The following is a 19319-nucleotide window of genomic DNA, read 5'->3' on the forward strand; positions in this document are numbered from 1 at the left end:
ACCCATGAGCGAATCCATAATCTGCGTAGCCGATGATGTAGGTGCCCGCGTCTGGCTTGAGCGAGTGCTGGAATCCGAGTGGAACCTGGAATGCCTCAGTTCTACGGATCTGTCTCGGGTCAGTCGTCTGGTTCAGGCAACCGGCGCGCCCGTGGTGCTGGTGGCCATCGATGAGAACGATGCCAACCGCGCCCTGAAGGTGTTTGCCGCCATCCAGAAAGCCTGCCCGAACTCTCAGCTGATTGGGGTTGCCCACCGGCTGTCCCAGGACCTGCTGCTCAGCATCATGCGTGCCGGGGCCCGGGATTGCCTGGTGACAGGAGTGGATGCCGATACCGCCCGCGATCGCGTTCGGCGCATCGCCGATTCTGCCGCCCAGGCGCCAACGGCTACGCCCAGTGCCGGCCGGGGCGATATCACTCTGGTGGTCTCAGCGTCCGGCATTGTAGATACACGCTTCTTCAGCCAGAACTTCGTGGCGGAACTGAACGAATACCAGGCCGGGAAAAGCATCCTGGCCATAGACTCCAATTCCGAGGCCAACCGCACCTTCTACTTTGACAACCTCAGCCGCCTGACCCTGGACGAACTGATCAGCCGTGGCGACAGCATCGACCGTTCGCTGGTGGAAACCGCCCTGGAGGAATACCGGGACGGATTGCGGCTTTTGTCTGGCAATATCAGCAGCGACCTGCTCAAAGGCGACGCTGCCGCAGACCTGTACATCACCATCAGCCAACTGGCTACCTTGTTCGATCATATGGTGATCCGGGTGGACCCGGCCCATACAGGGGAGTGGCTCCGAGCCATCGGCGCCAACGTTAACCGCATCATCGTGGTTACCCACCCAGTGGTGGATCAGGTACAGGCGACAGAAACATTGCTGCAGGAGATCAAGGAGTGGGTTGCCCCGGAATGTTCCCGGTGTATTGCAGTCGACGGATACCACAGAAGAGCCAGCCTATCGCTTTCCGACATTGAGAAAACACTCGATCAGAAATGCGACCTAGTGTTGCCGATGGAATGGCGCTTCCGCCTGGACGCCATGAATGCCGGGCTGCCAATGGCCAACATGCTGCACAAGAGTACCTACCACAGGAACATGGGGGGCTTCATACGCACCTGCTGTGCAACAGGGGAAACCCGCCGCAAATTCACCTTTAAACGCGCAGCGGTTTAAGGGGGCGGATTATGGCAACCCGTATTGACGACGATTACCAGAACCTGAAAAAGAACGTCCACACCCATGTGGTGGAGCGCCTGGACGAAGAGGGCATCGAAGTTGAACGGGTAGACGCTCAGCAGCTGCACCGGTTCATCCAGTCCACGGTGGACCAGTATGTTTCCGTTAACCGCATCCCCCTGGCCATGGCCGACCAGACCATGCTGGTGCGGGAAATGGTGGATGAAGTCGTCGGCTTTGGCCCGCTGGAGCCCTTGCTGGCGGATGACCAGGTGAACGACATCCTGATCAACGGCGCCCGCAGCGTATTCGTGGAAATCGCCGGCGTGCTCCAGAAAGTGCAGGTGCGGTTTATCGACGACGACCACGTGTTGCGCATCATTCGCCGCATCCTGGCCCCCCTCGGGCGCCGGCTGGACGAAAGCAGCCCCATGGTGGATGCCCGCCTGCCGGACGGCTCCCGGGTGAATGCCATCATCCCGCCCATCGCGCTGGATGGGCCGTCCATGTCCATCCGTAAATTCTCCAGCAAGCACCTGACCGCCAACCAGCTGGTTAATATGGGCTCCATGACCCGGGAATGTCTGGACCTGCTGGCTACTATCGTGGAATCCCGGCGCAACCTGCTGGTCAGCGGCGGTACCGGCACCGGTAAAACCACCATCCTGAACCTGCTCAGTGAGTTTATTCCCCAAGACGAGCGCATCGTCACCATCGAAGATTCCGCCGAGCTGCAGCTGAACCACCCGCACATCGTGCGCCTGGAAACCCGCCCAGCCAACACCGAAGGCACCGGCCGGGTCACCGCCCGGGATTTGATTGTCAATGCCCTGCGGATGCGGCCAGACCGGGTAATTGTGGGCGAGGTACGCTCCGGTGAAATCATCGAGCTGTTACAGGCCATGAACACCGGCCACGAAGGCTCCATGAGCACCATCCACTCCAACTCAGCGAAAGATGCGCTGATTCGTATTGAAACCCTGCTGGCGGTGAACGGCTACGACGCCGGCGAACGGGCCATCGCCCGGTTGATTGGCTCATCCCTGGATGTGGTGGTTCAGCTCACCCGCCTGCCCAATGGCCGCCGTCTGGTGAGCGAAGTGGTGGCCCTGCGTCCCACCAAAGACGACCCCTACCGCATGGAAACCCTGTACCGCTCCAGCGAACTGGACTGGCTGGCGCCGGAAGATACCGGGGTTGCCCCGTGAATACCCAGCTGATCTGGCTGCTGTGCCTGCTGGCCGGTGTGGCCGCGGTGCTGGTGATCATGCTGCAGCTCACCCTGAGCCGCCTGCTGGCCGCCGATGACATCAAAAAACGCACGGCCCGGCGCCTGGCACCGGAGGTGCCGGTGGAGCAAAAACCATCGGTGATTGATCTCGGGCCACTGCAAAGCGTGCTGCTACGGGCGGGTTTCCGCGTATCCAGTGCCAGAATCCTGCTGCAGGCGATCCTTTTACTGGCAACACTGGTGGCCGTATTTATCTTGCAGGGGCTTGTTGAAGTGCTGGTATCCCTGTTTTTTGTGATCACTGCCCTGGTGACCACCTGGCGGGTAAAATTCGAGCGCCAACGCCGGCAGATTTTTGAAGAACTGCCCGGCATTCTCGATGGCATGCTGCGCTCCATTTCCGTTGGCCGCTCCGTGGAACAGAGTATCGTCAACGCCTTCAGCGATGCCTCCCCGGTGTTCGACCCCATGGTGTTCCGGCTTAAAAACGCCGTCAGCCAGGGCCGGGATTACACACTGGTACTGGATGCCTTCGCCAGCTTCTACCAGATTCCTGCCTTTACCCAGATCGCCATTGCCCTGAGAACCTCTTCCCGGTTTGGTTCTTCGGTTAAACCCGTGCTGTTTGAAGTGGCCAAGGCCATTCGTTCCCAGCAGGAGCTGCGCCGGGAGTTCATGGCTGCCACGGCGGAAACCCGGTTTACCGCCATTGTCTTCGCCATCATGCCGCCGGGCCTGGCGGTGTACATGGTGGTGCTGAACGAACAGTTCTCCGAGAAACTGCTGCACTCGGAGGTGGGGCATACCCTGTTAATGGTGTCTGGCGGTCTGCAACTGTTGGGCATAGTGATGATCTGGAACCTGATCAGGGGGGTAGGCCGTGGCTGATCTTGCCCTGATTCTGGCCGCCGTGCTGGCGGTATTAGCGGTGATTGCCGGTGTTTACGGGGCACCGCGCTGGGCTCTCAAAGCCCGGGTGAGCGCCCGTTTGCGCCGTGAGCGAATTGCCATGGACACCGGGCAGGCGGAATCCCCCTACAGCGAATTTCTGATGTGGCTGGTCGACAGAAAACTCTTCGCGTCGGATTTCCGGGAGCTGGAACCGGCCCTGGACGCCACCGGCAAAACACCCCACCAGGCCCGTCAACATTACCTGCTCTGGTGCTGGTTGGTGCCATTCGGTGTTGCCTTTGCCGCCTTCTGGTGGCTGGAGTTCGTCATGGCCGCCCTGGTATTGCTGGCGGCCTTTTATCTGCCCAGGCGTTTTGCCCGCAGTGCCGGTGAAGACGCCGAAAAACTGCAGAACCGCGAAGCCATCGAGCTCTGCCACATGACCCGAATGCTCCTGGAAGCTGGCCTTAGCCCCGAGCGCTCCCTCAAACTAATCTCCCATCAGGCCCGGGATCTCATGCCCCGACTGATTCACCGCATTGACCGGTTCAACCGCGTTATGGAAAGCGGGGCAGACCGCACCGCCGCCCTGGACGAACTGGGCCGAAACCGAAATCTCACCGTGTTGCGCCATTACGTGGCCCTGATGAAACAGTCCGGCACCCTGGGCTCCAAGGTAGCCGGCGGGCTGGACCAGATAGTGGAAGAAGCCCAGCACGAAGAACGCAGCAAACTGAAAGAAGAAACCAACAAGATTGGCGCCCGAATGACCATCATCATGATGATCTTCATGCTGCCGTCTCTGTTCATGTTAATCGGCGGGCCGGCGGTACTGTCGATACTTGATGCATTCCAGCGATAGCGCATAACCGTGACAACAAAGGGTGAACTCTGACCATGCGGGTAGCAAACACATCAGGCAAATGGCAAGGAATGGCAGCAAAGCTGGGGGGGATTGGCTTGGGCCTGGCGCTGGCGGGTTGTTCCTCCCTGGCCACCACAGGTACTGGCAGCACCGGGCCGGCCAAAACGAGCGGTTCGCTGGATAACGGGGTGTACCTGATCAACTGCTCCGAGGTGGCCCAGCCCGAGCACCGGGTAGAGCTGGACGCCATCGACGCCGCCATGGATGACCGCCAGTACTACGCCGCACTGGCCCGGCTGGAAGGGCTGTCGTTCGACACCCAGGCCCATTGGCTACGCTGGGCCCAGTTACTGGGGCAGGTAGACCAACTGGAGTATTCCGAGGAAGTGTTCCGGGCCATCGTGGACGAATGCAATTCCTTCCAGGCCTTGCATGGGCTGGGCGTGGTGCAGGTGAAAAAAGACAACAATCTGGAAGCCATTGACCTGCTGACTCAAGCCAAATCCAAGGCACCGGCCAATGCTGACATCCGCAACGACCTGGGCTACGCCCTGATGCGAGCCGGCCGCTACGACCGCGCCGCGTTTGAACTGCGCACCGCCTACGAGTTATCGCGGGGCAGGGCGTCTACCCGGCAGAACCTGATTGCCGCCTATTACCTGAACGGTGGCGATGCGGCGATTAAACAGTTGCAGCGGCAAATCGGCCTGACCGAAGAACACATTGCCGCAGGCAAACGTCAGGCGAGCCAATTGGCTGGTTTGCATTTTGAGCAACAATCGGACGCAACGGTTTCCCGGATTCTGGAAGCCCAATCTGAACAGCCTGCCAGGGGCGGTGAGCTGAGTGAACCGGTCGTTATTCAGACCCTGGAAAGACTCAAGGAGTCCTTCCAGCAACCGATACCGCAGCGCATAGGCGAGTCTACCCGCGATGAATAAGAGCAGGCAGCAGGGCGTACTGATCTTTGCAACACCGTTGCTACTGGCATTGGTGTTCATCTTTGTGACCCTGCTGATCGACGGCTCCCGACTGCTGATGATGCAGTCTGAAATGCAGACTATCGTGAATTCCGCCGCCACCGCAGCAGCCGACGAAGCCCAGGCCTGTGGCGGTACAGACGCCACCTGGGCGTCCATGCAACAGCGAGCGTTTCTGGCAGCAGAGGCGGCAGGCTTTGACGGCGAAGCGAGCGATCTGAACATTGTGCCCGGTGTACTGCGCCCTGGTGAATCCGCCACCAGCCCCATGCGCTTTGCCAGCCGCAACCCGGGTACGGAAATGGCCCAGACCAACGCCACCCTGGTGCGTTATACCCGCACCGAGCCCGTTTCTTTCCTGCTGCCACAGAAACTGTTCCCGCCCATCACCATTTCCGCCGATGCCGTTGCCCGCAAAGAGGTCTACGCCACCTTGAGTGCTGCCGGTTCAACCGCCACGGTGGAGGATGGTCTGCTGGGGGCATTGATTGGCAGCGTGCTGGGTATCCCCGGTTACAGCTTGGATGCCACCGCCCTCAACAGCCTTGAGAATACCTTGATCGGCCTCGGAGACCTGCTGGCAGCTCTTGGTATCGACGAACTGACCGATCTGGTCGACGAGCCGCTTCTGGATGTGCTGGATGCCGTGGTTACGCTTGCCGGTGGCACAGTTACTCCGGCTGGCCGGGTGATTGATGATCTCACGGCGGCTGTTGGCCTTGGCGGCCTGGATGCTTCCGCTGTCTTTGAAGTTTTGGCAGATCCCCCACCTCCGCGGCAGACCACCGTTCCGGCCTACGATTTCGTGGTCAGCCTGGTGATGAACAGCGTTCGCGCTTCAAATCAGGCGGGAAATGGTTTGCTGTCACTGGACCTGGATACCTCCGACTCAGCGTTGCTGAACAGCCTTGTTGGTTCCGAAAGCCTGCTGGCTGATCTGGACGTATCGCTGGGTTTATGGGTGGATGAACCGCCGAAAATTGTCATCGGGCCGGCGCGGCAAGATAGTAATGGTCAGTACATGACCAAGGTGCGTGCCTCCGACGTCAGTCTCGAGGCCGTTCTTGAGCTCAGTCTTGGTTCGGGGCTTGTTAGCGACGCAACCAACACATTGCAACGCTTGCCAGAGTTATTAGGGCTGCCGACCATTAAAGTGCTTGATGGCCCGGTCCGAGTGCCACTCACGCTTCTGGTAGGAGGCGGCAACGCCGTCTTCGAGAGTGCTGACTGTGCCAAAGGGAGTAGCAACACCACCAGTTTCGATTTTCGTGTGCAGGGAAATGCGGCAAGTGTACAAACCGGAACTCTAGACCCAGCAACGCAGCAGATTGTGCCAGAATCCATTTATGCGCCGATTTTGGACGTCGAGGCAAGTTTAGATTTAGGTTTGGTAAATATAACTCTGGTCGATTTGGAGGTGTGTCTGAGCGCAGACGCGGAGGTAGATATAAGCTCCAATGACACGTATGAAACCCTGGAAAGTTACAATCTTCATTGTCCCGGTGGCGTATGTGAAACCGGAGAGATTTCATCCACGGGTGGCCTCGACAGTGTGAATGCAGAGGTAACCAACATATCCCTCCTGAACTGCAGCGGTTCAACCTCCACCAACAAGCAAAACATCATCAATGAGTTAACCAGTGGCTTGGTCAGCCCGCTTACCGGCTTGCTATCAGTTGTACTGGAGGAAGTCGTCACCAGCCTGGTCTCCCCACTCCTCTCCGCCCTGGGCGCAGATCTCGGCGGCATTCACCTGCGGGTACTGGGAGCAGACCAAACTGGTTCGCAACTGGTAGAGAATGTAGTCTTTGACGAATAAACCTGTGCAATCAAAGAGCTGTAAAGATGTTTGACGGGACAGCGCTGCCGGAACGACTACTGCAACCAGAGCTATTGCTGGTTGTTGTACTGGCCGTTGCACTCGGTGCCGTCGCGTTATGGCACCAACGCACCCGTAAGCAAAGCAGGCAGCGGGAGCAGGCACTGGCCCGGGCGAACGATGATGCCCAGCGCCGCCTGCGGTCTTCGATGTCTGACACCCGAGCCATGCTCGACCAGGGCTCGGCCGCCATCCTGGTGTTCGATCGCAACACACTTACCCTGTTGTTTGCCAACCGCCAGGCCCTCGAACTGTTTGGCTGTGATTCGGTAGAGGAGCTTTCAGACACCGTGCTCATGCGCCCGGATGCCTGGCAGCCCAGCCCTTACTCGCTGCTCGATTTTGAGAGCTGGATCAGTCAGCTCAAGGCCTCCGGTTTTCTGCGCCGGGAATGGCTGTTCAGTACCGCTGCCCGTCAGAATATCTGGATGGACTGTTACATCAGCAATACCGTCTTCGAAGGCCGCCCGGCACGCACCCTCAGCGCCAACAACATTCACGCCTACAAAATGAATCAGGCAGCGGACAAACTCCGCAATAGCATTCTCACCGGCATCAACAGCAGTGCGCCCATGGAAAACCTGGCCGACAGCCTGTGCAAACTGGCGGAGATTCGCCTGCAAGACACCCGCTGCCTGATCACCCGGTACGACCAGCAACGGGACTCTCTCACACCGCTCGGGAAGGGGGGGTTGGCCAAAGACTTCCGGGAGCAGTTACCCGTGATACCCGCACGTTACGGTGGCACCTCCATCGGTACCGCTGCATACACACGTCACCGAACCCTGTGTGAGTCGGTTCTTGGTGACCACCGCTGGCAGGGCTACACCCGAGTGGTGGCAGACCTCGGCCTTCTGGCGTCCTGGTCTGAGCCCATTGTCAGCCAGCGGGACGAATTGCTGGGCGTTGTCACCGTATTCAGCCATCACCCCCGCAATCCGGATGAACAGCAACTGGAAGACCTGGCCTCCATTGTCTCGCTCACCGGCCTGGCCATTGAGCGAAAACAGTGGCAGAAAGCAATGGAAGCGGCCGCCGCCAGTGAACGGTTTATCCGGCAACTGGGGGTTGATCTGGTCAACCTGCCCAGTGGCGACGAGTTTGAACCAAAGCTTCGGTACCTGATGCACCGCATTGTCAGCCACTACGAACTCGGTGCCCTGGCCTTGTGGGAGCGCTCCGGGGATGACGAAACCTTCGCCTGCCTGGCCACTATTCATCACAACACCCCAGACACCAGCCGCGCTGATAACACCGGCGCCAACATTCAGCCTATCGCTGGAGGTGTGGTTGCCAACATGCTGGCAGACACCGCGGCAGAATACATCACCCCCCAGGATGCCATTTACGATCGCATCCGGTTAGGCGTGGAACCCAAACCCATACTGCTCACAGCGCTGAATGATGAACAGGGTGAGGACAGCTTTATCGGCTTCCTGACGGTTCAGTCCCGCTACATGTACATCGCCCAGGCCACCATCGACCACCTGCAGGTGATTGGCTCCATGGTGCGCACGGTGTTATTGAACCGTCGGCTGGTGCATTCCCTGGCCAGCGACATGGAAAACGAACAGCGGGAGCGCAAGAAGCTGGAAGTGGAGCTGTCGGTGGCCCGCTCCATCCAGATGTCCATGGTGCCCGGCGGCGGGCATTTCCGGGAAACCTACCGCAACTGGACCATCGAAGCCTGGCTGCAACCGGCCCGCGCCGTTGGCGGCGACCTGTACGAATTGATTCGCCTGCCCAGCGGCAAGCTGCTGATTGCCGTGGGTGATGTCTCAGACAAAGGCGCGCCGGCGGCGTTGTTCATGGCCAGAACCGTCAGCCTGCTCAACTACCTGGCCCGCTCGCTGGATGGCGATCTGGCTGCCATCGCCCGGGCCCTGAACAACGAACTGTGCCGCTCCAACGAAGCCTGCATGTTCGTGACCATGATCATGGGCGTGCTGGAGCTTGGCTCTGGTGAAATCCAATGGCTCAATGCCGGCCACAACGAGCCCATGTTTGTGGATGGCAAAACCAGCCCGAAACTGTGGCAAGGGAACCCTGCCGCGCCTTTCGGCGTCTATGAGGATGTGGACTACGACGTAGAGAGTGCCAGCATCCGGCCAGACCAGAGCATTACCCTGTACAGCGACGGCGTCACCGAAGCCTTTGACAGGGAAGGGCAGGAATTCGGCGAAGAACGTTTGCTGAACCTGGGTTACCGGGCTATAAACCAAAGTGAAGGGCTGCTGGGCTACATGCGTGAGCAGCTGTTGTCTTTCGCTGGTGGCGCGCCCCAATCCGATGACATCACCTTACTGACAATCCAACATCATGGCACTATCCATCCAGTCCACAGAGACGATAGCAAGCATCCTGCAAAAAGTTCGTGATCACTACGGCGAGCATTGCCTGGATAACGACAGGGTGAGTGACTGCTACACCATCATTGATGAATTTCATGCCAATATTAAAGAGCATGTCGCTACAAAAATTGACAGCTGTCAGTGGTTTCTTGAGGTAGTGTGTGATGATGGCAAGGTAAAACTGGAATTTGAATACGCTGGCCCGGGGTTCGACCCAACGCAATCGAACCCTCCTGGCGAACAGCCTGTGGAGGCCCGCCCCATCGGTGGTTTGGGGTTGGCCATCATGTCGCAACTGAGCGACGAGATGAACTATCGCTACGAGAATGGCACCAACAAGCTCACGGTAGCACTCGACACCACATTGCCCAGGGAAGACAACCCATGCCTTTGACCATTATCGAGCAGTACACCTCGGATGAGGCGTTGAGCTTTGAGCTTCAAGGCTCGCTGGACAGCGACACCGCACCGCAGCTGGACGAACGCCTGGCGGAAGCCATTACCCCAACCACCCGGCTGGTGGCCTTCAACATGGCCGGTGTCAGCTTTATCAGCTCCGCCGGTTTGCGGGTCATCTTCAAAACCCTGAAGCTGATGAAAGCCCGGAAAGGCCAGGTGAGTGTCACTCAGATGAGCAAAGGGGTGAAAAAGGTGTTCGAAATCGTCAAAATCATGCCGGACCTCACCGTGTTTGGTGATCAGGCTGAGATGGACGAGTACCTGGAAGCTATTCAACGGCGCGAAGAGTTGTAACACAAGGAGACGCTATGGCTATTGTTCTGGACGGAACAGTCGCAATCCAGAGAGATCAGAGCGGTGATGTCGCCAACGTGATCTGGTTCCTCTACGGCCTGCCGGCTTCCGGCGGTGCGCCCAATAATGCCGTATTCCTGAACGAATCCTTTGGCAAGGCCTCGCCCCAGATGGTCTCGTTCGAGCTGGATGGCGAAGAATACGTGGTCTATGCCGACTGGCAGTCATCTGCGGATGTGCATCAGGGCCATGAAATCAAAGCCTTCTACAAAACCTACGGCTACATCCTGATCTCCTGCCTGCGGGACGACGTGGCCTCAGACGAAGGTCTGATACGACGGGAGTGGATTACTCCTGTAAAGTATTATGAGGATTATGTGACAATGGTCAGCGAATTAGCCAAAGTAGGCTAATATACTAAGCTGATAATACAGAAAGGACGTATGTATTTATTGAAAGAATCAACGCAACTCAAATGGTTAATTTGAGACAGTGGAGAGCATCATGCGCCAGGAATACCAGAACGCCTACCTAAACGCCGTCCGAGCCATGGCAGAGAACGGAATGACCGTACAGCTACTCAGTGGTCGTGAGCTCAGGGCACGCTCTGGTGAAGCCGAGGCGCAAACGTCTGAACGTTACATGACCCAGGAATTCAGCCGCCAGGTGGCAGCGGTATGCCACGGCTCCCTGGCCTTGTCAGACATCAGCGCAGAGCAGTTGATCAAACGCGATCAGGGCGAAACCAAAACCGCCACCACCACCCAGCGCGCCAAAACCACCTCCTAAACCAAATTGGGGTCAGACCCCCGGACATTTCACCTCATCAAATGTCCTGGGGTCTGACCCCAAAAGTTTATTCCCGATTATCCGCCGTACACTCAGCCGCACCCGGATTGCTTGAGCAGCGAATGTTCGCCATCAGCTTGAGCATGCGCGGGTCGTAGACAGACGGGGCGCGGTTTACGCCATCCCGCATCTCCAGGCGGTTCTCCCGGAACATTTCCTGATAACCCACAATGTCCTGATCGGGGATCTTGATCCATTTTTCATCCGGAATGGCCGCTTCCTGGCTTTTGATCAGGTTCATCACCTGCGGGTACATGTCCCAGGCCGCTTCCCGGGCCTTCTGGGCGGTGTCGCCATCCACCACGCCCTCACGGGCAATCAGTTGTACCGTCAGCTGCGCCAGCGGATAGTCCACCACGCCGCCGTTGGGCTCAATACCTTTGTACAGTTCCAGTGCCTCATAGGCGAAGGCCGGCGCGTAGGCGGTGTCTACGGAGCCGTTGTTGAACTTACCGGCAAAATTGGTGATGTCGGATGGCACCACGGTGGCCTTCACGTAGTTCACCATGTGGATGGCGTCTTTCTGGTAGTCCAGGGTGGCCATCCGCTTGCCCGCCAGGGCGCCAGCGGTGTTGATGGAGCGGTCATTCACAAACAGGTAACCGGCACCCACCGGGAAAATACCCAGCACCTCGTAGCCGTCGCTCTTCATCAAATCTGCTGCCCGGGGCTGAGCCAGGGTAGCCAGCAGGGTTTCCAGGTTGTCGTAGGTGGGCAGGGCACCCACGGCACTGATCGAGCCGGTAAACTTGTTGAACGGCCGGGTTCGCAGGTCTGTGGCGGCCACCGCATCACACTGGCCGGCGTTGAAATCGCCCACCGCCACGCCTTCATCGGTATAGGGCTTCAGTTGCAGGTTAACCCCCAGAGAACGCATCTCCAGGGCATAATCCTTCATCACGTTGAACACATCGCCGTTGGCACCGATGACATCGAACACGCAAACAGACATGGTGTTGGCCGAGGCCAGCGGGGCGGCACAAGTGAGTGCCAGGGCTCCGATAAACTTACGCATGGTTATTACTCCCGTCAGACATTGTCTTTGTTTTCAGTCAGGGGCGACCTTATAGGAGGTCGTCCAGATCCATTGTTTGGGTTGACCGGTTGGACGATACCGGCGATAGGCTACCAAATGAGTTGGACGGTGTTCGGTAGCCATAGTTGGCAGCCCAGTGCTTATCCGAAGAATGCAGCAACACCCGGTGCGCGACGCTGTCCAGCAACTGGTAGGCTGAAGACACCTCCATATCCGATTCCGCATCGGCGGCTGCCCGGATGGCTTCTTCCAGCACATCCGGCCGGCCAAAGGTTTCCGCTGCCACCACTTCCAATGCACTGGCTACCCGGAAGCCGCGATCAAAGCCCAGCTCCCGACTGTGTTCCAGTACCTGCCATGGGTCTGGGGACATCGGTGGGCGGGTATCCGGCAGCAACAGCCAAACGAGGGCCCGCACCGCATTGGGCACGCCGCCCCACTTGTCATTCTCGACACAGCGCACGGCCCGCTCGGCTTGTGGGGCAATGTTGCGCGGAATGCCCGCCATGGCGCCGGAGTTGGCATCGTTCACGATGGCTTGCAGCCCGGTGACCAGGCCCATCAGGAAGGTCAGTTCATCCTGATCATCAAACAGGAACGGGCACTCCAGGGGCTCGGCACCCGGGTCAAACTTATAGGCCGCCATGGCACGTTCAAACGCCAGCAGGCGGCGGTGGGCAATTTCCGCGTTCAGCCGCTTGACCCGCTCCCGGGCATCCCGCGCTTCGTTCACATTGCCCTCGTGGTTAGCGCGAAGGTACGTGATCTCCGCCTCCATGGCGTTGTATTCAGAACAGTTCGCCGCCAGCAGCATCAGCAAAGAGCCGGTGGTGTCGGGTGGGGAAGTCACGCGGGAGAAGGAATACACCAGCGGGTCCAGTGACAACCCCAGTGCACAGGCCATCTCCGGGTCTTTCATTTCCAGCACATAGGGAGTGGCTTCGCCCTCCGCGTAATTGGAGAGCACAATGCCCGTGGTGGTGTATACCGGGTTGGCCGAGCAGCCGGCCAGGGTAAGGGCGGCGCCGGCAAGCAGAACCGTTTTGCCAGCGGAGAATGCACCCAGCGCCTGGGCGCTACGTTCACGTAAGCGATGGATCAAGGCCTTTGTCATGGGCTGCCTCTTGTTGTAATTGTTGGATGTGTTGGTCTGTTATCGGTTTTCTTACATTAAACTAATCGAATGGACTAATTCATGCTTAATTCATTTTGGCAAATTATGGACAAGTCCCGGGGCAAGATCAACGGCCTCGAGGGCGCTGTGTTCCTCGTTGGTGGCCGTCAGCAACCGGCTTGGGGTGTAGCCCTGCACGAACTCCACCGCATCTGAAGCGCTCAGGGGCGGGCACAGCCAGTAGCCCTGGCCGTAATCGCAACCCAGGGTGCGCAAGGTTTTCCACTGGTCCCGGGATTCAATGCCTTCGGCTGTTACCGTCAGCCCGGCGGCCTTGGCCTGCTCAATCATCTGCCCCACATGGCGAATGCCGGCAACCGTGTCGAGTTTGGCGGTATCTTCTCGGTCGATCTTCAGTTCCGCCACCGGCAGCGTGTCCAGGCGTTCGTGGTTGTTGAAGCCGGTGCAGAAATCATCCAGGGATACCTGAATACCGTGGCCCGAGAGCGCTTCCAGCGTTTGCGCCGCTGCCAACGGGTTATGGAAAGGCGCGGTTTCGGTCAGCTCGAACATCAGCTTGGGCCGGGGTGATTCTGCCAGCAGCCAGGTAACCGAGCGCAGGAAGTCTTCATCCTGAACGCTCATGGCGGAGACATTCACCGAAATAGGGAACGGGCTCCAGCAAAGGCGGGTAAGGGCAGACCAGGAACGCCAGGTTCGAAGCGTGCGCTCCAGAACGTGGAGGTCCAGCATCGGGGCCAGCCCGTGCTGTTCCGCCAGGGGCACAAACTGATCCGGTGCCTGCCGGCCAGACACCACCTCTGGCCACCGCACCAGCACCTCAATACCGCCCAGCTTGCCATGGCTGAACGCCACCTTGGGCTGAAACACCAGGTCAAAACCTACGGAGCGGATAACATCCCGAATCCGTGTTGCAGAATCAATCTTACCGAGCTCAGAAACCGCGCATTCCGGCATGACACACCTTCTTGTTATCGAATGAGGTTGCGTATTCTGACTATACAGGTGCAGAACAGGCCAGGGTTATGGCGTAAATGGCACACGACAGTGGGCGGCTTGGCCAATCGCTCGACTGAAATAGAAACCGCTGACGTTATTCCATAAAAATCCACAGAAAAGGATGAAAAACGCAAAAGCATCGTATAGCATAATAAATGCGAACCAAAGCGGGGTTTCCGGCCCCAATCGTAGTCCTCCTCCGAACGCTTTGGTTCGCTCAGTCTCGGAACGCTGCAAAGCTGTACTCCGTAAAGCGTGTTGCCGACCTGACCGAGACTGAAGTCGCTTGTTCTGTTTGCCCGCCACTGCCGCGGGCTTTTTTTTGGTTTAAGGGTCAGTCCCCCTCCTGGAACAAACCCCTTGGCTCCCACACCGCTTGGAAATACACCCCATTTAGTTCAAGATTGCCAATCAACAACCGACATTGCTAACAGTATGAAACTCAAGCACCTGACCTTGGAAAACTTCCGTGCCTGTGATCATCTCGATCTCGAGATAGGCAGTCGCCTCACTGTATTATTGGGCAACAACGGAAGCGGTAAAACCTCGGTGCTGGACGGCATCGCCATCGGCTTGGGGGCGGTCTTAACGCACTTGCCCTCAGTTTCCGGAATCACGTTCAAGGAAAATGGCGACATACGCCAATTCAACAACGTGGCAGCCCCATACGTACGTGTGGCACTAACAACCGCCGAAGGGTTAACCTGGGACCGAATAAAACGTCGAGATAAAAGCAAAGCGACCGCAAAGGCGACGCCTTCCCCCTTAGGGCTAAAGAGTCTCGAAGCGTATCTCGATGAGGCGGTCATAGATAAGATGAACGCAGGTGAGCAATATCAGCTCCCTATGATGGCCTATTACGGTGTTAGCCGCGCCGTCTTGCAGGTACCTCTCAGGCGCAAGGGTTTCCCCAAGTCGCATACCCGTTTAGAGGCACTAAAACAGGCGCTTGAAGCTCAAAGCAGCTTCAAGTCAGCTTTCATCTGGTTCTACAACAAAGAAAACGAAGAGAACCGGCTGCAGCGGGAGAAGCGCAGTTTTGATGTAACCCTGAAAGAACTCGATGCGGTCAGAACCGCAATAGGCTCTGTTTTTCCGGACATTAGTCACCCTCACATCCAAGTAAACCCGCTTAGGCTGGCAGTGACCATCAACGGTGAAACGCTGGATCTGATGCAGCTCAGCGATGGTTACAAAACCCTGCTGGGACTGGTGATTGATCTCAGTATGCGAATGGGGCTGGCCAATCCGCATCTGGATAACCCGCTAACCGCGGAAGCCATCGTGATGATCGATGAAGTAGATCTTCACCTTCATCCGTCCTGGCAGCAAAGGGTCTTGGCCGACTTGTTGAGAACTTTCCCCAATACTCAGTTCATCATGACCACTCACAGCCCGTTCGTAGTGGAAACCCTGAACAACCATCTAAAGCGGCATAAACTTGGGCCAGACTCCACCGGCGATAAAGACATTGACGGCCTGCTTCCGCTCTCATTGAGCGATGTGCGGGCCTACCGCATGGAAAATAGTGAAAAATACCCGCTGATTGATGACGAAACAGGGTTGGTGGATAACACTCTGTTGCCACATTTCAACCAGATAAATAGGTTGTATGACAGAATGCGAGACTTGGAGTGGAATCAAAAGGATGATTGATACCAGCCCCTACCAGCATTGCGAATGCATGCGCATGGGCAACCAGTTTGCGGTTTGCAAATCAGAGCTCAGTCTTGAAGAAAAGGGCAAGAAAGTGACGCTAACCCCCAGGCGCGGCGAAGAGGCCAAAGCCATCGTGCTTGATGGGTGTGTGCTCACCGACAACAACATGAAATGTGATGCACTGTACCTGTTCAGTGGCAGCGGAAAGAAAGTCGCTGCGCTGGTGGAGCTCAAAGGTGCCGGCGACATCCGCCATGCTTTTGAGCAACTCGCATATACCCGAAAACGTCGACCAGAATATCAGTTGTTGAAGGCAGCTTTGGAAAAATCCGCGCCAGGCCGTCTCCTCGAGAAAGCATTTATCGTAACCAATGGCATGCTACCAAAGCCGGAAATAGAAAAACTAGAAAACGCCCACGGCATCAGAGTAAGCGCAGTATTGCAATCAGAACCCAGCAACAAAATTCCTGACCTGCGCGACTGGTTCTAAGGTGTCTGCCGGGGGTCTGCCAAGGGTCTGTCCCCGAACGGGGACTGACCCCCATTTGCCCGTCCTTGCCCCCCAAACTAGAGCCCATGGCTCCAAAAAGGGTCAGTCCCCATTCGGGGACAGACCCCTAGGGCAAACACTTGTCCAAAATGTGACCAAGTTACTTGCATTCCGGAATATTTCACAAACTTTAACTCCCAAATCTGTCCACAAAATACTCAGTCAGCCTTTTTGTCACTTGCGTGTAACCCAGCATCCCGTAGAATCATCAAACTTCTGAAACACACCATAAACAACCTGACAAGGATCGCGTTAGGAACTTTCCTCCCGCTTTTACCGTTACTAATGAGTTCGAAAGTAAGCGAACATCATTTATAATGTAGGCTCCGTTCGCCAAGCTTATCGGATATTTACACACATGCGCCACGATGACGGTCGTAAACTTGATCACAAAACATTAGAAGCCATTCGCGTTCGCGCCGTTCAACGGGTCATGGATGGCGAGAGTCCAGAAGTCGTCATCAAAGCGCTGGGGATGAGCCGAGCACGAATCTATGAATGGCTGGCTGCCTACCGCGAGGGTGGCTTTGACGCGCTCAAGGCCAAGCAGATTTCCGGTCGTCCCAAGAAACTGAGCGGTGCTCAGATCCGGGAGCTGTATATCTGGATAACGACCTTTACGCCGGACCAGTTGAAGTTTGATTTTGCCCTGTGGACTCGGGGCCGAGTGCGTGAGCTCATCCGGCAAAAGTTCAACGTCCGGTTAAGCGATGTCTCGGTCGGTCGTCTGCTTCGAAACCTGGGGCTGACGCCTCAGAAACCCCTGCATCGGGCCTACCAGCAAAAGCCAGAGGCCGTGAAACAATGGAAAGAAGAGACCTACCCGGAAATTCGCAAGGAAGCAAAAAAAGTCGGCGCCACCATCTATTTCGGCGATGAAGCCAGCATTCGGTCTGATTATCACAGTGGCACCACCTGGGCACCCAGGGGTGAAACTCCGATCATCCGTAATACGGGCAGTCGCTTCAGCATCAATCTGATCTCGGCCATCTCGCCTCGCGGCGAGCTTCGCTTTAAGACCATTCAGGGCAACATGAACACCGATGCGTTTCTTGGTTTCCTCAAGGCTCTGGTGCAAGACGTTGACAAGCCGGTTTTCCTGATCCTCGATAACCACCCGGTTCATCATGCTCGTCGGGTTCGAGACTATGTTGAGAGTCTCGACGGCAAGCTCAGGTTGTTCTTCCTGCCGCCGTACTCGCCGGAGCTGAATCCTGACGAGTCTGTTTGGGGCTATATCAAATACCATCACGTCGGTAAAAAGATCATTAACAGCAAAGAACAACTTCGGAGCACTGTTTACCGGCAGCTTCGACGTTTGCAAAAATTGCCACGACTATTGAAATCGTTTTTTGGCCATCCGGATTTGGCTTATATCTCCGGGTAATGTTCGCTTACTTTATTTCGAATTAGTATATCCTTGTCTCAAGAAAACAAAATTCTATGACCTTAAAACACTGGGCCCTGGTCGGTGGGGCGGTAGCGTGCCTGAGCAGCTTTTCCCTTGCAGCGGCCCCCTGGCTGGAACCTGGCGACCCTCGGGCCCGTTTTGCCGTACAGAAACTCGCAGACCGTGGCCACCTGGACCGCTCCGTAACCACCTGGCCCATCAACTGGGCAGCACTGGAAAACGGCACCCAAACCAGCGCCAACGCCGACCTGCCATCCGTCGGCATGGCCAGCGCCTATTTGAGGTTTGAGCAGGAACAACAAGCTCAGCCGGGGTTCCGGGCAGAACTCAATGTAAACGCCCAGTCAGATATCCCGGCTTTCACCGGATTTCAGAGCAACGCCCTGGCCAAAGCCGGCACCTCTTTCAATCTGCAGTGGCAAGGCAACGCCTGGGCTGCAGGCCTAAAGCCCGCTTACGCCCATGATCCGGATGACGACGAAGAATTCCGCCTGGACGGCAGCTATCTCGCTGCCACCGCAAGCAACTGGGTGTTCGGCGCCGGTGCCATCGACCGCTGGTGGGGCCCGGGTTGGCAATCCAGCCTGATACTCTCCAACAACGCCCGGCCGGTGCCCTCGGTTTGGGTTACCAGGAACGACCCCGCCGCCTTCGAAACACCCTGGCTAAGCTGGCTCGGCCCCTGGAACGCCACCCTGCTAACCGGCCAGTTTGAAAAAGACCGCGCCGTGCCAGACGCCAAACTCATCGGCATGCGCTTCAGCTTCCGCCCCGTGGATGGCCTGGACATCGGCTTATCCCGCGCCATTATCTTCGGTGGGGAAGGGCGGCCAGAGGGCGCTTCCACCATCTGGAACGCACTGATTGGCAAAGACAACGGCCAGCTGGAAGAAGACGACCCCGGCGATCAGTTGGGTAGTATCGATATCCGCTACGGCTTCAGCATCGGCCAGCAAAGCATGGGCCTTTACATGGAGATGATGGGCGAAGACGAAGCAGGCGCCTTCCCCGGAAAGAAATCCTGGTTAATGGGTGCAGACTGGACCAGCCAGTTGTTCAATGCCGATCAACAATGGTTTCTGGAATACGTAAACACCCTGGCCGACGACTTCATGGGTAGCGCCGTGCCAAACGTAGCCTTCGAACACAGCCGCTACCGCACCGGCTACCGCCACTACGGCCGTAACATGGCCACCAGCTTCGAAGGCGACGCCGTAGCCGTCACCCTGGGCGCCTACCACTTCCTGCCCAGCGGCAGCAACATCACCGCCAAAGCCAGCTACGCCGAACTCAACAAAGACGGCAGCACCAGAGTAGTCGCCCCTAACGACAAAGTGTTCTACACCACCCCGGCAAACAGCCAGAATATTGCATTACTACAGCTAGGCTACGGCACCCAGGTACTCAACGGCTGGCTAGACCTGAATCTCCAGGCCACCGACAAAAAAGTCGAATACATCAGCGGCAAAAAAGACCAATTCGCCGCCTCAGCCAGCTGGACATATCGGTTCTAGCCCTGCGCACCAAAATAAAGCAAACCCCAAAAG

18 protein-coding genes are annotated in these 19319 nt (G+C 57.2%); 15 read left to right on the forward strand and 3 right to left on the reverse strand.

Annotation, left to right across the window (positions count from 1 at the left end; genetic code table 11):
* Positions 1 to 4 precede the first annotated feature (4 nt).
* The 11 genes from ACZ5Q2_RS10510 to ACZ5Q2_RS10560 all read left to right on the forward strand — a co-directional run bounded on the left by ACZ5Q2_RS10510 (position 5) and on the right by ACZ5Q2_RS10560 (position 10922).
* Entirely contained in the window at positions 5 to 1180 is a 1176-nt protein-coding gene (locus ACZ5Q2_RS10510) for a response regulator receiver-like protein (RefSeq protein ID WP_432210149.1), read from the forward strand.
* An 11-nt stretch (positions 1181 to 1191) separates the two neighbouring features.
* Complete coding sequence (locus tag ACZ5Q2_RS10515) at positions 1192 to 2391, forward strand: CpaF family protein (protein WP_432210148.1); 1200 nt, start codon at positions 1192 to 1194, stop codon at positions 2389 to 2391.
* Positions 2388 to 3302: a type II secretion system F family protein gene (locus tag ACZ5Q2_RS10520; RefSeq protein ID WP_432210147.1), complete on the forward strand. Its 915-nt coding sequence runs from the start codon at positions 2388 to 2390 to the stop codon at positions 3300 to 3302. Before ACZ5Q2_RS10515 ends, ACZ5Q2_RS10520 begins: the two co-directional genes overlap by 4 nt.
* On the forward strand, positions 3295 to 4167 hold the full coding sequence (locus ACZ5Q2_RS10525; protein WP_432210146.1) for a type II secretion system F family protein: 873 nt from the start codon (positions 3295 to 3297) through the stop codon (positions 4165 to 4167). Before ACZ5Q2_RS10520 ends, ACZ5Q2_RS10525 begins: the two co-directional genes overlap by 8 nt.
* Before the next feature lie 71 nt (positions 4168 to 4238).
* The gene (locus ACZ5Q2_RS10530) at positions 4239 to 5111 is read left to right on the forward strand and encodes a tetratricopeptide repeat protein (RefSeq protein ID WP_432210145.1); all 873 of its coding nucleotides are present in this window, start codon (positions 4239 to 4241) and stop codon (positions 5109 to 5111) included.
* Positions 5104 to 6969: a pilus assembly protein TadG-related protein gene (locus ACZ5Q2_RS10535; protein ID WP_432210144.1), complete on the forward strand. Its 1866-nt coding sequence runs from the start codon at positions 5104 to 5106 to the stop codon at positions 6967 to 6969. The genes ACZ5Q2_RS10530 and ACZ5Q2_RS10535 overlap by 8 nt, the downstream gene beginning before the upstream one ends.
* Positions 6970 to 6995: 26 nt before the next feature.
* Positions 6996 to 9407, forward strand: coding sequence for a GAF domain-containing SpoIIE family protein phosphatase (locus ACZ5Q2_RS10540; protein ID WP_432210143.1), 2412 nt, complete (start codon positions 6996 to 6998; stop codon positions 9405 to 9407).
* Positions 9349 to 9774, forward strand: a complete 426-nt coding sequence (locus ACZ5Q2_RS10545; RefSeq protein ID WP_432210142.1) for an ATP-binding protein — start codon at positions 9349 to 9351, stop codon at positions 9772 to 9774. Before ACZ5Q2_RS10540 ends, ACZ5Q2_RS10545 begins: the two co-directional genes overlap by 59 nt.
* Positions 9765 to 10133: an STAS domain-containing protein gene (locus ACZ5Q2_RS10550; RefSeq protein WP_432210141.1), complete on the forward strand. Its 369-nt coding sequence runs from the start codon at positions 9765 to 9767 to the stop codon at positions 10131 to 10133. Before ACZ5Q2_RS10545 ends, ACZ5Q2_RS10550 begins: the two co-directional genes overlap by 10 nt.
* A 14-nt stretch (positions 10134 to 10147) precedes the next feature.
* Entirely contained in the window at positions 10148 to 10546 is a 399-nt protein-coding gene (locus ACZ5Q2_RS10555; protein ID WP_432210140.1) for a hypothetical protein, read from the forward strand.
* A gap of 91 nt (positions 10547 to 10637) precedes the next feature.
* Positions 10638 to 10922: a hypothetical protein gene (locus tag ACZ5Q2_RS10560; RefSeq protein WP_152438606.1), complete on the forward strand. Its 285-nt coding sequence runs from the start codon at positions 10638 to 10640 to the stop codon at positions 10920 to 10922.
* A gap of 67 nt (positions 10923 to 10989) precedes the next feature.
* On the opposite strand, the gene ACZ5Q2_RS10565 is transcribed toward ACZ5Q2_RS10560, so the two are convergent.
* From ACZ5Q2_RS10565 to ACZ5Q2_RS10575, 3 genes are all read right to left on the reverse strand, one after another.
* A complete protein-coding gene (locus tag ACZ5Q2_RS10565; protein WP_432210139.1) occupies positions 10990 to 11997 on the reverse strand; it encodes a putative solute-binding protein in 1008 nt (335 codons plus the stop codon).
* A 49-nt stretch (positions 11998 to 12046) separates the two neighbouring features.
* Positions 12047 to 13132, reverse strand: coding sequence for a hypothetical protein (locus tag ACZ5Q2_RS10570; RefSeq protein WP_227513260.1), 1086 nt, complete (start codon positions 13130 to 13132; stop codon positions 12047 to 12049).
* A gap of 90 nt (positions 13133 to 13222) precedes the next feature.
* Positions 13223 to 14110: an EAL domain-containing protein gene (locus ACZ5Q2_RS10575; RefSeq protein ID WP_230714474.1), complete on the reverse strand. Its 888-nt coding sequence runs from the start codon at positions 14108 to 14110 to the stop codon at positions 13223 to 13225.
* Between the two features lie 477 nt (positions 14111 to 14587).
* On the opposite strand from ACZ5Q2_RS10575, the gene ACZ5Q2_RS10580 reads away from it, so the two are divergent.
* The 4 genes from ACZ5Q2_RS10580 (at position 14588) to ACZ5Q2_RS10595 (ending at position 19286) form a co-directional block, all read left to right on the forward strand.
* Entirely contained in the window at positions 14588 to 15808 is a 1221-nt protein-coding gene (locus ACZ5Q2_RS10580; RefSeq protein WP_058089946.1) for an AAA family ATPase, read from the forward strand.
* Positions 15801 to 16301 (forward strand): hypothetical protein, encoded by a 501-nt coding sequence (locus ACZ5Q2_RS10585; protein ID WP_197492722.1) that lies wholly within the window; start codon positions 15801 to 15803, stop codon positions 16299 to 16301. The genes ACZ5Q2_RS10580 and ACZ5Q2_RS10585 overlap by 8 nt, the downstream gene beginning before the upstream one ends.
* Positions 16302 to 16719: 418 nt before the next feature.
* Positions 16720 to 17748, forward strand: a complete 1029-nt coding sequence (locus tag ACZ5Q2_RS10590) for an IS630 family transposase (RefSeq protein ID WP_054645368.1) — start codon at positions 16720 to 16722, stop codon at positions 17746 to 17748.
* Between the two features lie 56 nt (positions 17749 to 17804).
* Positions 17805 to 19286 (forward strand): capsule assembly Wzi family protein, encoded by a 1482-nt coding sequence (locus tag ACZ5Q2_RS10595; protein WP_432210137.1) that lies wholly within the window; start codon positions 17805 to 17807, stop codon positions 19284 to 19286.
* Positions 19287 to 19319: the final 33 nt, after the last annotated feature.

Source organism: Marinobacter alkaliphilus (genome assembly GCF_055394375.1).

What these genes read in the sequence shown, in the direction of transcription:
- ACZ5Q2_RS10515 (WP_432210148.1), top strand. Translation starts at nt 1,192, where the DNA reads ATGGCAACCCGTATTGACGACGATTACCAGAACCTGAAAAAGAACGTC.
- ACZ5Q2_RS10570 (WP_227513260.1), bottom strand. Translation starts at nt 13,132, where the DNA reads ATGACAAAGGCCTTGATCCATCGCTTACGTGAACGTAGCGCCCAGGCG.
- ACZ5Q2_RS10540 (WP_432210143.1), top strand. Translation starts at nt 6,996, where the DNA reads ATGTTTGACGGGACAGCGCTGCCGGAACGACTACTGCAACCAGAGCTA.
- ACZ5Q2_RS10545 (WP_432210142.1), top strand. Translation starts at nt 9,349, where the DNA reads ATGGCACTATCCATCCAGTCCACAGAGACGATAGCAAGCATCCTGCAA.
- ACZ5Q2_RS10585 (WP_197492722.1), top strand. Translation starts at nt 15,801, where the DNA reads ATGATTGATACCAGCCCCTACCAGCATTGCGAATGCATGCGCATGGGC.
- ACZ5Q2_RS10575 (WP_230714474.1), bottom strand. Translation starts at nt 14,110, where the DNA reads ATGCCGGAATGCGCGGTTTCTGAGCTCGGTAAGATTGATTCTGCAACA.
- ACZ5Q2_RS10510 (WP_432210149.1), top strand. Translation starts at nt 5, where the DNA reads ATGAGCGAATCCATAATCTGCGTAGCCGATGATGTAGGTGCCCGCGTC.
- ACZ5Q2_RS10560 (WP_152438606.1), top strand. Translation starts at nt 10,638, where the DNA reads ATGCGCCAGGAATACCAGAACGCCTACCTAAACGCCGTCCGAGCCATG.
- ACZ5Q2_RS10595 (WP_432210137.1), top strand. Translation starts at nt 17,805, where the DNA reads ATGACCTTAAAACACTGGGCCCTGGTCGGTGGGGCGGTAGCGTGCCTG.
- ACZ5Q2_RS10535 (WP_432210144.1), top strand. Translation starts at nt 5,104, where the DNA reads ATGAATAAGAGCAGGCAGCAGGGCGTACTGATCTTTGCAACACCGTTG.
- ACZ5Q2_RS10590 (WP_054645368.1), top strand. Translation starts at nt 16,720, where the DNA reads ATGCGCCACGATGACGGTCGTAAACTTGATCACAAAACATTAGAAGCC.
- ACZ5Q2_RS10565 (WP_432210139.1), bottom strand. Translation starts at nt 11,997, where the DNA reads ATGCGTAAGTTTATCGGAGCCCTGGCACTCACTTGTGCCGCCCCGCTG.
- ACZ5Q2_RS10550 (WP_432210141.1), top strand. Translation starts at nt 9,765, where the DNA reads ATGCCTTTGACCATTATCGAGCAGTACACCTCGGATGAGGCGTTGAGC.
- ACZ5Q2_RS10555 (WP_432210140.1), top strand. Translation starts at nt 10,148, where the DNA reads ATGGCTATTGTTCTGGACGGAACAGTCGCAATCCAGAGAGATCAGAGC.
- ACZ5Q2_RS10530 (WP_432210145.1), top strand. Translation starts at nt 4,239, where the DNA reads ATGGCAGCAAAGCTGGGGGGGATTGGCTTGGGCCTGGCGCTGGCGGGT.
- ACZ5Q2_RS10580 (WP_058089946.1), top strand. Translation starts at nt 14,588, where the DNA reads ATGAAACTCAAGCACCTGACCTTGGAAAACTTCCGTGCCTGTGATCAT.